Here is a 14969-nt window from a genome sequence, read left to right on the forward strand (position 1 = left end):
GACACCACCATCATGCAAACCGGCCAATTCGCCCAGCGGCTCACCGAGGCCCTCGGCGCCGACATCGTCCTGACCAACCCCGACGACATCGCCCCGTGGCTGTCCGACTGGCGCGGCATCTACCGCGGCCAGGCCCAGGCCGTGCTGCGGCCGCGCACCGTGGACGAAGTCTCGCGCGCCCTGGCGCTGTGCCAGCAGGCCGCGGTGCCGGTGGTGCCGCGCGGCGGCAATACCGGCCTGTGCGGCGGCGCCACGCCCGATGCGCAGGCGCAGAACGTGGTGCTGAGCCTGGACCGCATGAACGCGGTGCGCTCGCTCGACACCATCGCCAACACCATGGTTGCAGAGGCCGGCTGCATCCTCGGCAACCTGCGCCGCGCGGCGCAAGACGCCAACCGGCTGCTGCCGCTGTCGCTGGCCGCCGAAGACTCATGCCAGATCGGCGGCAACCTTGCGACCAATGCCGGCGGCGTGAACGTGGTGCGCTATGGCATGGCGCGCGAACTGGTGCTGGGCGTGGAAGCGGTGCTGCCCAACGGCGAGGTCTTCCATGGCCTGCGCACGCTGCGCAAGGACAATACCGGCTATGACCTGAAGCAGCTGCTGGTCGGCTCCGAAGGTACGCTCGGCGTAATCACCGCGGCCGCGCTGCGGCTGTTCCCGCGTACCGACACGCGCAGTGTGGTGCTGGCGGCGGTGGCCTCGCCGGCGCAGTCGCTGGCACTCTATGAACTGCTGTTTGAACAATGCGGCGCGCGCCTGCAGGCGTTCGAATTCTTTACCGGCGATTGCCTGGACTTGGTGCTCACGCACGCAGAGGGCGTGCAGGAGCCGTTCGCGCAACGCTACCCCGCCTACGTATTGGTGGAACTGGCCGACACCACGGACGAAGATGCGCTGAACGCGCTGCTCGAACGCGTTATCGGCGAAGCGCTGGAGCGCGAGCTGTGCCTCGATGCAGCCGTGTCTGCCTCGCTCGCACAATTGCAGGCGCTGTGGAAACTGCGCGAGGAAATCTCCGAGGCGCAGCGCGCCGACGGCCCGCACCTGAAGCATGACATCTCGCTCCCGATCGAGCAGATTCCGGCCTTCATGACCTCGATGGAAACGCGGCTGCGTGGGCTCGATCCCGCCATCCGGCCCTTTATCTTCGGGCACTTCGGCGACGGCAACCTGCACTACAACCTGTCGCGCCCGGCCGGCGCGCCCAAGGACTGGGCGGCCACGCAAGGCGATGCGGTGACCGACGCGGTGCTGGACGAAGTGATGCGCTACGGCGGCAGCATCAGCGCCGAGCATGGCATCGGCCAGCTCAAGCGCCATGCCTTCCTGACCATGAAGGACCCGCTGGAACTGCGGCTGATGCGCGAGATCAAGGCCGTGTTCGACCCGGCCGGGATCATGAACCCAGGCAAGCTGCTCTGACGGCCGCGGCCGCCAGAACGAAAAACGCGCCGTGGCACGGCGCGTTTTTTCCCGGTCAGGCGTTCCGTATCAGATGCCGCGCGACTGTTGCGAGGCCAGGATCGCGTGCGCGCCGCCCGGAGCCTGCGTCAGGTTCGGCGACGACGGGAAACCACGCTGCGGCGACGATGGCGACGGCGCATGCTCCAGCCAGTCCTTGACGCGGTTGGCATCGGCAAAGCGCGACAGCTTGCCGGCCGAGTCCAGGAACACCATCACCACGTTGCGGCCCTGGACCTTGGCCTGCATCACCAGGCACTGGCCGGCCTCGGAGATAAAGCCGGTCTTCTGCAGGCCGATCTCCCAGTTGCCGCCGCGCACCAGGCGGTTAGTGCTGACGTAGTGCTGGGTGCGGCCCAGCACGTTGACCTCATGCTCGGTCTGCGTCGAGAACTCGCGGATGGTCGGGTTGCGATACGCCGCGTTGACCATGCGCACCAGGTCCGTCGCGCTCGACACATTGCTGCTCGACAGCCCGCTGGAATCGACGAAGTGGCTGTCGTTCATGCCCAGCTCGCGGGCCTTGCGGTTCATCGCCTGGACAAAGGCCGGCAGGCCGCCCGGGTAGTTGCGGCCCAGCGCCGACGCGGCGCGGTTCTCGGACGACATCAGCGCCAGCAGCAGCAATTCCTGGCGCGTCAGCTGCGTACCAAAGCGCAGGCGCGAGCCGCTGTGCTTTTCGGTGTCGCGGTCTTCCTCGGAGATGGTCAGCACTTCGTCCATCGGCAGGCGGGCGTCCATCACCACCAGCGCGGTCATCAGCTTGGTGATCGAAGCGATCGGCAGCACCGCACTGGCGTTCTTCTGGAACAGCACCTCGTTGGAATTCTGGTCCATCACCAGTGCCACGCTGGAGCGCAGTGCCAGCGCGTCGTCAGTGTCACGCAAGCCCATGGCTTCGCCCAGCGACGGCTTGGCCGGGGTGAAGGCGGCGCGCACGGGTGCGGCACGCTGGGCTACGACGGTATGGCGCTTGCCATTTTTCAGCACCACCACTTTGCGTGTGCTGCTTGCTTCGCGCTTGGCGACCTTGCCGCTACGCGAGCTCTTGGCAACAATCTTCGAAGCACTCTTTTTCTCGGCGTTAACCGATTTTGCCTGCTTTTTCGACGTTTTTTGGGTAGTTGCGGGCTTGGTGGCCGCTTCGGCCACAGGTGCCGCGACCATCGACACCGATACCAGGACCGCGGTGGCAACAGCGGACAGGGGTGCGGAGCCGAAGAATCTGGAAAAAATGGAATCAGACCGGAACATGATTCGTTCAGCGCATAGGAATGGCGCTAGTGTAGGAAAGAAAGAAATTGTTAGCAAGATTAAAGACTTACAGACGCTCCTTAAAGTTCGATTTGCAAACATTTCCACATTGCGGAAAAAGCAACCAAAAGGTCACGTTTGCATGCGAACCGCCTCTGGCTTGCCCCAGGCGTACCCGGGTTCACCTTGCTGCCCCTTGGAACACTCCCAGCCAATACACGGACGTCGTCTTGTATATCGGCACTCATCGTTACACATTGATACAAACTTTTCTCAAACTTTGCTATGAGAGGAAACGCGCGAACCCGCTGACCGGCTCACGTTCCGTGGTCAGCTGGTTCTCGATCGCTTCCGGGTCGGCAAAACCCAGTGACATGCCGCATACCACCATTTCCTCCGGTGGCAGCCGCAGGTGGCTGCCAATAATCTTGTGGAACTGCGTGAACGCCGCCTGCGGACAGGTATCAAGCCCGCGCGCCCGGGCGGCGACCATGATGCTTTGCAGGAACATGCCGTAGTCCAGCCAGCTGCCCTGCTCCATGATGCGGTCGATGGTGAAGATCATCCCCACCGGCGCATCGAAGAAACGGAAATTGCGCGCGTGCTGCTCATGCATGCGCGCCTTGTCTTCGCGGCTGATCTCAAGCAGCCCGTACAGGTCCCAGCCCACCTTGCGCCGCCGCGACAAGTAGGGGTCGGCCCACTCGCGCGGGTAGTACGGATACTCTTCCAGGTACTTGCTGTCGCGCTCGGGGTCTTCGTAGGCGCCCAGCACATCGGCGCACAGCTTGGCCTTCGCCTCGCCGGACAGCACATAGACGCGCCACGGCTGCGTATTGGTGCCCGACGGCGCACGGCTGGCTACGGCCAGGATTTCCTCGACGGTCCGGCGCGGCACCTGCGTATCGAGAAAGGCCCGCACCGAACGCCGCGTCAGGATCGCGCGATCCACGCAGTCCACGGCATCCTGCGAACCGAATTGCACCTCGTGGGACATCTTGTTCATCTCCTGTTGCCCCGTTCTTACCCTTGCCCGCCCGTCACCGCGTCGGCCATCACCAACGGCAGCAGCGCCTCGCGCAGCGGCTCCGGCAACGGCACCGGCCGGCGCGTGGCGCGATCGACATAGACGTGGATGAAATGCCCCTGCGCGGCGGCAGTCTCGTTGTCGCCGCTGAACAGCCCGACCTCATAGCGCACGCTCGACGTGCCCAGTCTTGCCACGCGCAGGCCGGCCACCACGGTCTCGGGAAAGCTCAGCGACGAGAAGTAGTTGCACTGCGTCTCGATCACCAGCCCGATCGTGTCGCCCGACGTGACATCGAGCACGCCCTGCCGGATCAGGTAGGTATTCACCACGGTATCAAAGTAACTGTAGTAGACAACGTTGTTAACGTGGCCATAGACATCGTTATCCATCCAACGCGTGGTGATCGGCTGGAAGTACGGATAGGCACTGCGCGACTCGGCTTGCGGTTTCATGAGACGTGGACGGGACAGGATGGGATAGGAATATTCCTGAAGTAGCCGCATACGCGACACTACCGGCGGATGACAAGTGCGACACCAAGCGCCGCGAGCACCATGCCGGCAGCGGCCAGCGGCGGAAAGCGCTCACCGAAGAGCAGCCACGCCATCACCGCGGTAGTGGGCGGCGTCAGGTACATCAGGCTCGACACCTTGGTGGCCGCGCCCCGCCGGATCAGCAGGAAGAGCAGCGAGATGGCGCCGATCGACAGCGCCACCACCGACCACGCCATGGCACCAAGCATCGCGGCACTCCACTGCACCGCGCGGGTCTCGAACAGGAACATGAACGGCACGCACGCAAGTGCCGCCGCGGCGAACTGGATCACCGAGCCCATGCGCAGGTCGAACACCGGGCAGAAGTGCTTCTGGTAGACCGTGCCGACGGTGATGCTGAGCAAGGCGCCACCCGCCAGTGCCAGGCTTGCCGGCGTGAGTCCGCTGGCACCCAGCTTGTTGGCCACCACCAGCGCCACGCCGGCGATGCCGAACAGCAGGCCCAGCCACGCGCGCGCGCCGATGCGCTCACCCATGCGCGTGGCGATCAGCGCGGTCAGGATCGGCTGCATGCCGACGATCAGCGCCGATACGCCGGCAGGCATGCCAAGCTTGATCGCAGCCCAGACGCCACCCAGGTAGCCCGTCTGCAGCAACAGCCCCGCTACGGCGATATGGCCGACCGCGGACCAGTCCGTTTGCGCCTTGCCCGGCAGGCGCGGCAGCGGCACGCGCGCCAGCAGCACGAATGGCACCATCAGCACCACCACGCCGGCAAAGCGCAGGAACAGGAAGGTCATCGGCTCCGCGTACGGCATGCCGTATTTGGCAACGATAAAGCCGGTGCTCCAGATCAGAACGAACAGCCACGGCATCGACGCCACCCACAGCGTGGCGCGGGCGCTTGACGCTGCTGCGCCGCCTTGCTCCATCACGCCGCTCATGTGGCCAGCAGCGCCTGTGCATGGCGCGCGTGATATTGTGCGGCCAGGCTTACGGTCTGCGCGTGGACCGCAACCGTGTCCTCGATCTGGTTGCCGTAGCCGCCCGCCATCGCCACCGCCACCGGCAACTGGCGTGCATGCGCGGCATCGAACACCAGCCGGTCGCGCCGTGCCAGGCCCGCCAGGGTCAGCCTGAGCCGCCCGAGGCGATCGCCCTCATGCGGATCGGCGCCGGCCAGGTAGATGATCAGCTCGGGATCGAAGCGGCTGAACAGCGTGTCCAGCGCCGCCTGCAGCGCCTGCGCATAGGTATCGTCGTCGCAGCCGTCCGGCAGGCCGACGTCCAGGTCGCTGGCCTCTTTGCGGAACGGATAGTTCTTCTCGCCATGCAGCGACAACGTGAACACGGACGGATCGCCTTGCAGGATCGACGCGGTGCCGTTGCCCTGGTGCACATCCAGGTCGACCACGGCCACGCGGCGCACGGCGCCATCGCGCTGCAGCACGCGCGCCGCAATCGCGGCATCGTTGAACACGCAGAAGCCGCCGCCCTTGTCGGCATACGCATGGTGGGTGCCGCCCGCCAGGTTCACGGCAATGCCTTCGCGCAGCGCCGTCCGGCAGGCCTCGATGGTGGCGCCTGCGGAGCGCCGCGAGCGTTCCACCATGGCCTCGGACCACGGGAAGCCGATCTCGCGCTGGCGCGCCGCGTCGAGCGTGCCCGCTGACGCGGCCTGCACGTACCCGGGTGTGTGCGCCAGCAACAAGGCATCGTCGCCCGCGCGCGGCGCCTCAACCAGGCGCAGCCCCGGCACCTGCGCCGCGACGGCATCGCGCAGCATGCTGTACTTGCGCATCGGGAAACGGTGCCCGGGTGGCAGTGGCAGCACAAAATGGTCGGCATAGAAAGCGAGCATGGAAGTGGCCTGGGCGGTTCTGTTCACGTCTTTGTTGGTTCCCGGCGCGGCCATCCGTGCGGGCGCGGGCAATCCGCGATGGTAGCACCCCTGCATGGCCCTCGCCGGAGCGCCCCGGAGTGGCGTCACAGCCGCTCCCGTGTATCGCCAGCAACGTTGTTTGTGCATTGCACAAAATCCACTTGACATTGGATCTGGCGCCCCTAAAATAGGAATTGTTGCGGCGCACCAAATAAGAAATGCGCCTTGACCCACCCACACGCCTGGGCTGGCCGAATCGGGCACAACACCGTCACGGCCCTGACATCTAGGCGGCTTAATTTGCTAGACCTTGAAGTTCACCACTGGAGACCAGCAATGATCCTCACCCCGGAACAAGTTGCAGCAGCGCAAAAGGCCAACCTCGAAACGCTGTTCGGCCTGACCACCAAGGCGTTTGAAGGCGTCGAAAAGCTCGTCGAGCTGAACCTGCAGGTCGTCAAGACTTCGTTCGCAGAAGGCGTTGACAACGCCAAGAAGGCGCTGTCGGCCAAGGACGCACAGGAACTGCTGGCCATCCAGGCCGCAGCCGTGCAGCCGGTTGCCGAAAAGACCCTGGCCTACACCCGCCACCTGTATGAAATCGCTTCGGAAACCCAGAGCGAGTTCACCAAGGTAGCCGAGGCTCAACTGGCCGAAGGCTCGAAGAACGTGCAAGCGCTGGTCGAGAACCTCGCCAAGAACGCCCCGGCCGGTTCGGAATCGACCGTGGCCATCGTGAAGTCGGCGATCTCCGCTGCCAACAACGCCTACGAGTCGGTGCAGAAGGCGACCAAGCAAGCGGTCGAAATCGCTGAAACCAACTTCCAGGCTGCGGCTACGGCTGCCACCAAGGCTGCCCAGCAAGCCAGCGCCACGGCCCGTACGGCCACGGCAAAGAAGACGACGGCTGCCTGATAGCTGCCTGCGTTGAAGATGGACCGGCTGCGGCCGGTCCGTTGGCAAAGCATATCGACGCCTGGCGTTTGCGGTGTGTTTTGCCAACGATGAAGGTAGTGCCCTGACTGAGTTGCATCGGTGCTGCCTTGTCCGCCGATGTCTCCTCGGTACCGCGGTCTCCTTGTCCAAAGGTATCGTTAAACCCGACCTCTACAGGTCGGGCTTTTTTTTGTTCTTCACCTTGGCTTTTTGCCGCTTTGCGCGGCATCGGCAAACGCTAGCGGTCCCGCTCGTGCTGCGACAGGACCCATAGCATGGTTCCGACGGCCTCGGCCTGGGATCGCGCGCAGGTCTTGTCGAAGATGGCCCGCAGCTGCGTGCGCACGGTGGCCAGGGAAACTCCGGCAAGGGCTGCGTACTCGTCGGGGGTTTTGCCGCTGATCAACGCTTCGGCCACTGCCGCCTCGGCAACCGACAGCCTGAACGCCTGCTGCAGCGCCTTCGCGGCGACCATCGGCGCCGAGCCACGCCGCCTGGCAGTCAGCAGCAGCGTTGCCTCACCAAATGCCGCGCGCGTATCGTGCCCCGGCAGGCACGCGATACAGACGAAGATTTCGGGCGGCGCGCCCGCCGTGGTCCGCAGCGCCAGGCTCTCCGCCTTGCGTGTCTTTTCCACGCGGGCCATGGCGGCTTTCATGCCTTCGTTCTCCGCGGCGCTGCTAGCCGCGAGCCGGCCATGCTCGAGCCGCAGGCAAGTGGTGGCGCGCAATATGGCTTCGCCAGCGTGGTTGGCAAACATCACCCGCGCACGCCGGTCGAGCGCGAACACGGCCAGGCCGAGTTGCGCCATCAGTTCGGTGCCCACGGCGGCATCGCGATGCAGGACCCGGGCGTCCTGCCAGAGGTTGATGGCACGCTGCAGGTGTCCGGCCATGCCGGCCGCGGCGACGCGTTCCTGCATGGTGTAGGGCGGCCGGCCATTGGCCCTGATCAACCCCAGCAGGATATCGTCGCTGCCGGGCCGGGCCAGCCGCAGGCCCATCAGGTAACGCAAGCCCGATGGCAACTGGTAATCCTGGAAAAACTCGCTGCGAGCAATATCCTGCTCACTGAGGTAATCCTGACAGCAGACCAACTCGCCAATGCCGGCCTTTTCGACAAAACTGCGACGCGGATCGAGTGCGCCGTAATACTGGTCGTAGCGCTGCACCACCGTATCCAAATCGACATCGGGCGTATAGATGGAAAGGTGGGGCGCATTGCGCAATACATCCCAGCTGAACATGTGGAATACATTGGCGCCCACGCTTTCGGCGACGCTTTGAAAAACGTCCAGGAAGCCCTCCTGCCGCAGCGCAGCCTCATAGAGGTCCCCGATAAGGTGTTCCTTTTCCGTCTTCAATTACCCGCTCCCCAAGGGCATTATTAATCAGGCGCTTAATTGATGTTCTGCGGCGCCGACAGTCTCTTACGGACCGGCATCAGCTTTGCATAAAGCGCGACCGAATGAGTGCCCCTCGCATTGGGGGTATTTCAAAGTTTCATCTAAATGAATGATGCGGCGCGCCCGGGCGATTCCGGAAAATCCCGCCAGCCAGGCGAATTGAAATCGGCCCGCAGCACAAGAAAGCTCGCCCGAGGTTTGGGGATAAACGGGAATCAACTGTTGTATTGCATTGGGCGCTTTTCCTGAATTTCCTGGCCAATCAGGCGGCATCGGTCTTCGACCTGCCTGATGGTTTGCAGTCCATCACAGCAATAACCGGGGAAATCATGAAGCTCACACCTGTTGCGCTCGGCATCGCCGTGTTCGCATTGTCGGCTTGCGGCGGCGGCGACTCGTCCGACAGCGGCGCCGGCACCACCGCTACCACCACGACGCCGCCTGTCACGTCGACACCCACCAAGCAGACCGTCACTGGCGTCGCGGCCACCGGCGCAGCCATGCAGGGCGCCACCGTGACCCTGACCGACGCCGCCGGCAAGTCCGTCAGTTGCCCGGCGGACGCCACTACCGGCTCGTTCCAGTGTGATGTGACGGGACTCGCCGCGCCCTTTGTGCTGGCGGCCACCGGCAATGTCGCGGATTCGCAGGCCACGCTGATCAGCCTGAGCGCCACCGCGGGCACACAGACCATCAACATCACGCCGCTGACCAACGCGATTGCGGCAACCATCGTCGGCGACAACCCGACCAAGCTGCTTGCCGATACCGGCCTGCTGCAGTCGAAGATCACCGCGTCGGCGATCAGCACCACCGTGAAAGCCTACTCGGATGCGCTAGCCGACCTGCTGAGCGCCACCGGCAACGCCGGCGTGGACCTCATCTCCGGCCCGCTGACGGCGGGAGCGCCCGGCCTGGACCGCCTGCTCGACCAGTTGAAGGTCAACGTGCTGCCGGACGGTGCCGTGCAGCTCTCATCGGTGCCCGGCGCCTCCAGCGATACGCCTGCCCTGCTCCAGCTGGCACCCGGCGTGGCGCCGACAGCCAGCGATGCTGCGAGCCTGCCGAGCGTCGCTACCATCGGCGGGGTACCGGTACCCGTATCCGCCCTCCCGGCGGCCAGCAACCTGGCAGCGCTGCAAGCCGCCTTCAACCAATGCTTCGGTGGCAGCTCGACGGCCACCGCCCGCCTGAATGGCGAGGTAGCCGCGTGCGGCAAGATCTTCGTCGATGACGTGGATTCCGGCGTGCGGCAAGCCGGCGTGCCCTCGGCCTACCTGAACAACGGCGCGAGTGCCGAGAGGGAGTTCGCGCAGGGCGGCAGCGCGCCCGGTATCTTCGCCGACGACATGATGAACGGCGCCGCCTTCAGCCTGCCGGAAGTCATCCGCGTGCAGGCAACAGACAAGCTCTGGATCAAGCTGTCGTGGACCCGCACCGACGGCCTGCGCGACGGCACCCAGGCGATCGTGCAGGTGGCGCTGCAAGACAGCGCCCGCACCAACGACGACAACGGCTGGCGCATGGTCGGCAACCAGCGCAAGGTGCTGACCCGCGTCGGCGCCCTTGCCCAGAAATGGGACTGGCTGAATCCGGCAAAGGCGACCGCGGGCACCAACGCCTTTGTGAGTTCGCTGAGCCTGCAAGTCGCCAACGTCGACAACCAAGGGGTGCCGGTCGATTTCGCCATCGTGAAGGGGCCGGGCTTGCGCAACGGCATCTTCCTGCAGCCGGTGGCCCAAGGCGGGGTCTGCGATACGCTGAACATCCGCGCACAGCTCGGCGCCTCGCAGACGCCGACCCAGGCCGCATCGCTTGGCCGCCTGACCTCCTGCCGCAGCAGCTACCGGCTCACGGGCGTGGCACAGGACGTGGCGGCGCAAGCGCAGCTCGCCTGGCCGGTCGGCAACGCGGCCTGGGCCAGCCCGCAACTGAGCAGCGCGGAAATTGCCGCGATCACGCCGTTCAGTGTCTACACCTTTGACATCTACCAGGGCGGCAATACCACCACGCCGGCGTACACGTACCAGGTCAGGTTGCGCACCCCGCCGCCGGCGCCGGAATCGCTGCGCCAGTATGCGTGGCAACAGGTCAGCCAGAGCGTGCGCGACTTGATCACGCCGACCTCCGCCACCGCATTCACGGGCGGCCCGACCTTCCCGGTCAGCTGGACTTCCGCCTCGGGCGTGCCCTTCGTCAAGCGGAGCAACGTGCAGGTCCGCTCCACCGTCGGCGCCACGCCTACGGTCTTCGTCAGCGGGTCGGCACAGGCCAGGCCGGTGGCCCCGGGCACGACAGTCACGCTGGACGTGCGGGGCGACCAGGGCACGGCCTTCCCCTCCGTTGCCGCGGCAACCGGCACAAACGACTCGTCGTTCGTCAACGTGACGTGGTCGGACGCCTTCGACCTGTCTTTCAACCACAGCGTCGAATACAACCACTGAAAGGCTGCGTGCTGCCACGCCCCGGGGAAGCGCCATGCTTCCTCTCGGCGTGGTTTTTTTTGCTCTTCACCTTTCCATCAGGTTGGTCCCGGTGAACAGCGGCCGTGGGCCCCGAGCATGCATGCCGGCCTATTCTCCGATGCGCACAGGAATTCGCCGCCGCCCGAACTGACGCTCAAAATTCCCGAAACGTCCCGCAATCTGTGCAAAGCAGTCCGGGCAAGTTCCCGTGGGAGTCAGGCGATAGCTTTCGATCGCGTGCCAGTCGCGCACGATGAGCTGCGCGCGGCAAGCGGGGCAATGGGTGGTGGCACCGGCGGTGTCGTGCACGTTGCCGGTGTAGACGTAATGCAGTCCCTCCGCCAGCGCATGCTTGCGGGCGCGCGCAAGGGTGGAACATGGTGTCGGCGGCACGTCGCGCATCTTGTAGTCCGGATGGAATGCGGTGAAGTGCAGCGGCACGTCGGGACCAAGCTCCCTGGCGATCCACCGGGCCTCGGCGCGAATCTCGTCATCGCTGTCGTTCTTGCCGGGAATGAGCAGCGTCGTGATCTCGAGCCAGACATCGGTTTCGTGCTTCAGGTACTGGAGCGTCTCCAGTACCGGCTGCAGGTGCGCCCCGGTGAAGGCAACATAGAACGCGTCGCTGAAGCCTTTCAGGTCGACGTTTGCCGCATCCATCCTGGCGTAGAAATCACGCCGCGCCTCGGCGCCCATATATCCTGCGGTCACCGCCACCGTCCTGATGCCCAGTTGGTGGCAGGCATCGGCTACGTCCATGGCGTACTCGGCGAAGATCACCGGGTCGTTGTAGGTGAAGGCCACGCTTTTGCAACCGTGCGCCGCCGCCGATGCGGCGATCGCTTCGGGCATGGCCGCATCGGCCAGGGTCTCCATCTCGCGCGATTTACTGATATCCCAGTTCTGGCAGAACTTGCAGGCCAGATTGCAGCCGGCTGTGCCGAACGACAGGACGGCAGAGCCCGGGTAGAAGTGGTTGAGCGGCTTCTTTTCGATCGGGTCGATGCAGAAGCCCGACGAGCGGCCATAGGCGGTCAGCACCATCCGATCGCCGACCCGCTGGCGCACGAAGCAAGCGCCTCGCTGCTCGCCATGCAGGCGGCAGTGGCGCGGGCACAGGTCGCATTGCATGCGGCCGTCATCCAGGAAATGCCAGTAGCGGCCGGCATAGCTCCCTGAACCGGGCACATCCTTCATGAGTGGTCCTTGTGCGGCTTGCTGATCACGGTTACCGACAATACATCCAGGTCGAAGAACGGGCTGTCAGCCGGAGGCGGGGGCAATCCGGCGCCCCATCCGGCGATGGCATGCTTGATGTACTCTGCCATCTGCTCGTCGGCAACGTCCCTGGGCTGGTCGATCATCACGACATAGCGGCGAGTGCTCATGGCAGATCCTTTATGGCGCCCATGACAGGCAACCATGGTGGCATCACGAACGTATCCGGTGTCATCAATGCCGGCGACCCCATTCATGCGACGTCTAGCGATAGACCAGCACCGGAATCTTGCTGTGGGTCAGTACCTTCAGGGTTTCGCTGCCGATCAACAGCGCCTTCACACCCCGGCGCCCATGAGACGCCATGACAATCAGGTCACAATCGTTTTCTTCTGCAGCCTTGATGATGGCATCGTAGGGATGATCGTCGACCACGCTGCTGGTGTCGCAGGGCACGCCTGCCGCGGCGGCCTCTCGCGCGATGCCGTCGAGGTATTTCGATGCGTCCTCGAGGACAGCCTCTTCGAACTGCTCTCGCGTGTCGGTGAGCATTTCGGTGTGGTAAGTCGTGACGTGGAAATCCGGGCAGGCGCGCAGCGCCGTAATGCTGGCCTGCGTCTCCTGCGCGAACTCCAGTGCCTTGCGAAAGGCCGCTTCGGCCAGAGCGGAGCCATCTACCGCAACAAGAAGATGCCTGAACACGTCGTGCCTCCTTGTCAGCTGAACGGTAGCCACCGGGGGCCACCGGATCCCGCCAGCAGACATCCGGCAGCGATCGCCCGCGCGCGAATATGCAGCGCCGGCCTCGGTCGCCTTGGGGTGCATGGCGGCTGAATTCAGTATAGGCAGCGAAGGTCTTGCACCGCTCCTGTCGCAATCTGCACATTGGCTGCCGACGCGAGCGGTACTGGCAGGCAGACCTCGCGGACGCCGGCAAATTCCGGCGGTTAATTGCATAATTGGCAATAAAAAAGCCCGCCTGGGCGGGCGGGCTTTCTCGCTTGCAGCGAACGGCGCTCAGCGCTTGCGCGGCGGCGGCACGTCAGTACACGTGCCTTCATAGATCTCCGCCGCCATGCCGATCGATTCACCCAGCGTCGGGTGCGGATGGATGGTCTTGCCGATATCCACCGCATCGGCGCCCATCTCGATCGCCAGGCAGACCTCGCTGATCAGGTCGCCTGCATGCGTGCCGACGATGCCGCCGCCGATCACGCGATGGGTTTCCTCGTCGAAGATCAGCTTGGTGAAGCCTTCGTCGCGGCCGTTGGCAATGGCGCGGCCCGATGCCGCCCAGGGGAACACGCCCTTGCTGTACTTGATCCCCTTCTCCTTGCACTCGTCTTCGGTCAGGCCGGCCCAGGCCACTTCCGGATCGGTGAAGGCCACCGACGGGATCTGCTTGGCATCGAAGTAAGCCTTCTCGCCATGCGCGGCCTCAGCGGCAACGTGGGCTTCATGCACCGCCTTGTGCGCCAGCATCGGCTGGCCGACGATATCGCCGATCGCAAAGATATGCGGCACATTGGTGCGCATCTGCTTGTCGACGTTGATAAAGCCGCGCTCGCTCACGGCCACGCCGGCCTTCTCTGCGCTGATGCGCTTGCCGTTGGGCGAGCGGCCCACCGACACCAGCACCAGGTCGTAGCGCTGTGGCTCGGCCGGCGCGGCCTCGCCTTCGAACTTGACGTAGATGCCGTCCGGTTTGGCTTCCACGCCGACGGTTTTGGTCTTCAGCATGACCTTGCCGAAGCGGTCCTTGTTCTTCTTTTCCCAGACCTTGACCAGGTCGCGGTCAGCACCGTTCATCAGGCCGTCGAGCATTTCCACGACATCGATGTCGGCACCCAGCGTGCTGTACACCGTGGCCATTTCCAGGCCGATGATGCCGCCGCCGATGACCAGCATCTTGTTGGGCACTTCGGGCAGCTCCAGCGCGCCGGTCGAGTCGACGATGCGCGGATCTTCCGGGATGAACGGCAGTTTCACCGCCTGGCTGCCGGCAGCGATGATGGCCTTCTCGAAGCGGATCACGGTCTTCTTGCCGGTGCTGCGCTTGCCCTCGCCTTCGGTCAGCTCGACCTCCATGTGATGCGGGTCGAGGAAGTTGCCGATGCCGCGCACCACCTGCACCTTGCGCGCCTTGGCCATGCCGGCCAGGCCGCCGGTGAGCTTGCCGACCACCTGGTTCTTGTAGTGGCGCAGGCCGTCCAGGTCGATCTTGGCTTCGCCGAACAGGATGCCGTGGGCGGCCAGCGCCTTGGCTTCGTCGATCACGGCGGCGTTGTGCAGCAGCGCCTTGGACGGGATGCAGCCCACGTTCAGGCAGACGCCGCCAAGCGTGCTGTAGCGCTCCACCAGCACGGTATTCATGCCCAGGTCTGCGGCACGGAAGGCGGCCGAGTAGCCGCCGGGGCCGGCGCCCAGCACCAGCATCTCGCACTGGATATCGGCGCCACCGCTGTGGCTGGCGGCAGCAGGAGCCGGTGCCGGAGCCGCCGCCGCGGGTGCCGGAGCCTGCGCCGGTGCCGGAGCTTGCGCCGGTGCCGGAGCTTGCGCGGGCGCCGGGGCGGCCGCGGCCTGCTGGGCCTCGATGGTGCAGATCACCGCGCCCTGGCCGACCTTGTCGCCGACCTTGACCTTGACCTCAACCACCTTGCCGGCGGCCGACGACGGCACGTCCATGCTGGCCTTGTCGGATTCCAGCACGATCAGGGACTGTTCCACCTCGACCGTGTCGCCGGCCTTGACCAGCACCTCGATCACTTCCACCGCGTCGAAATCGCCGATATCCGGCACCTTGACTTCGATCACACTCATG

The 14969-nt window shown here is 64.8% G+C and carries 13 protein-coding genes; 3 read left to right on the forward strand and 10 right to left on the reverse strand.

The window, feature by feature from the left end:
* Positions 1–12 precede the first annotated feature (12 nt).
* Positions 13–1425, forward strand: coding sequence for an FAD-binding oxidoreductase (locus AC1Q6V_RS14625; protein ID WP_454751243.1), 1413 nt, complete (start codon positions 13–15; stop codon positions 1423–1425).
* Between the two features lie 69 nt (positions 1426–1494).
* Here AC1Q6V_RS14625 and pbpG read toward each other — a convergent pair whose 3' ends face one another.
* From pbpG to AC1Q6V_RS14650, 5 genes are all read right to left on the reverse strand, one after another.
* Positions 1495–2718: a D-alanyl-D-alanine endopeptidase gene (gene pbpG, locus AC1Q6V_RS14630; protein WP_143010774.1), complete on the reverse strand. Its 1224-nt coding sequence runs from the start codon at positions 2716–2718 to the stop codon at positions 1495–1497.
* A 283-nt stretch (positions 2719–3001) separates the two neighbouring features.
* Positions 3002–3724 (reverse strand): nitroreductase, encoded by a 723-nt coding sequence (locus AC1Q6V_RS14635; protein ID WP_081050391.1) that lies wholly within the window; start codon positions 3722–3724, stop codon positions 3002–3004.
* A gap of 17 nt (positions 3725–3741) precedes the next feature.
* Positions 3742–4200 carry an acyl-CoA thioesterase gene (locus tag AC1Q6V_RS14640; protein ID WP_011615037.1) on the reverse strand — a complete coding sequence of 153 codons (459 nt, stop codon included), beginning with the start codon at positions 4198–4200 and terminating at the stop codon, positions 3742–3744.
* Positions 4201–4259: 59 nt separating this feature from the next.
* The gene (locus tag AC1Q6V_RS14645; protein ID WP_454751244.1) at positions 4260–5186 is read right to left on the reverse strand and encodes a DMT family transporter; all 927 of its coding nucleotides are present in this window, start codon (positions 5184–5186) and stop codon (positions 4260–4262) included.
* On the reverse strand, positions 5183–6103 hold the full coding sequence (locus AC1Q6V_RS14650; RefSeq protein ID WP_041687266.1) for a histone deacetylase family protein: 921 nt from the start codon (positions 6101–6103) through the stop codon (positions 5183–5185). Before AC1Q6V_RS14650 ends, AC1Q6V_RS14645 begins: the two co-directional genes overlap by 4 nt.
* Positions 6104–6460: 357 nt before the next feature.
* Between AC1Q6V_RS14650 and phaP1 the strand changes: the two genes are divergently transcribed.
* Positions 6461–7039 carry a TIGR01841 family phasin PhaP1 gene (gene phaP1 / locus AC1Q6V_RS14655; RefSeq protein ID WP_011615034.1) on the forward strand — a complete coding sequence of 193 codons (579 nt, stop codon included), beginning with the start codon at positions 6461–6463 and terminating at the stop codon, positions 7037–7039.
* 259 nt (positions 7040–7298) lie between these two features.
* Here phaP1 and AC1Q6V_RS14660 read toward each other — a convergent pair whose 3' ends face one another.
* A complete protein-coding gene (locus AC1Q6V_RS14660; protein ID WP_454751245.1) occupies positions 7299–8423 on the reverse strand; it encodes a helix-turn-helix transcriptional regulator in 1125 nt (374 codons plus the stop codon).
* Between the two features lie 371 nt (positions 8424–8794).
* Between AC1Q6V_RS14660 and AC1Q6V_RS14665 the strand changes: the two genes are divergently transcribed.
* Entirely contained in the window at positions 8795–10909 is a 2115-nt protein-coding gene (locus AC1Q6V_RS14665; RefSeq protein ID WP_454751246.1) for a hypothetical protein, read from the forward strand.
* A gap of 129 nt (positions 10910–11038) precedes the next feature.
* Here AC1Q6V_RS14665 and amrS read toward each other — a convergent pair whose 3' ends face one another.
* From amrS to lpdA, 4 genes are all read right to left on the reverse strand, one after another.
* Entirely contained in the window at positions 11039–12127 is a 1089-nt protein-coding gene (gene amrS / locus AC1Q6V_RS14670; protein ID WP_058696844.1) for an AmmeMemoRadiSam system radical SAM enzyme, read from the reverse strand.
* A complete protein-coding gene (locus AC1Q6V_RS14675) occupies positions 12124–12318 on the reverse strand; it encodes a hypothetical protein (RefSeq protein WP_011615032.1) in 195 nt (64 codons plus the stop codon). Before AC1Q6V_RS14675 ends, amrS begins: the two co-directional genes overlap by 4 nt.
* A 94-nt stretch (positions 12319–12412) precedes the next feature.
* Positions 12413–12850 (reverse strand): universal stress protein, encoded by a 438-nt coding sequence (locus AC1Q6V_RS14680; protein ID WP_011615031.1) that lies wholly within the window; start codon positions 12848–12850, stop codon positions 12413–12415.
* 315 nt (positions 12851–13165) lie between these two features.
* Positions 13166–14968, reverse strand: coding sequence for a dihydrolipoyl dehydrogenase (gene lpdA / locus AC1Q6V_RS14685; RefSeq protein ID WP_454751247.1), 1803 nt, complete (start codon positions 14966–14968; stop codon positions 13166–13168).
* Between the last annotated feature and the right edge of the window lies 1 nt (position 14969).

The organism is Cupriavidus sp. GW823-FHT07B10 (assembly GCF_058794355.1).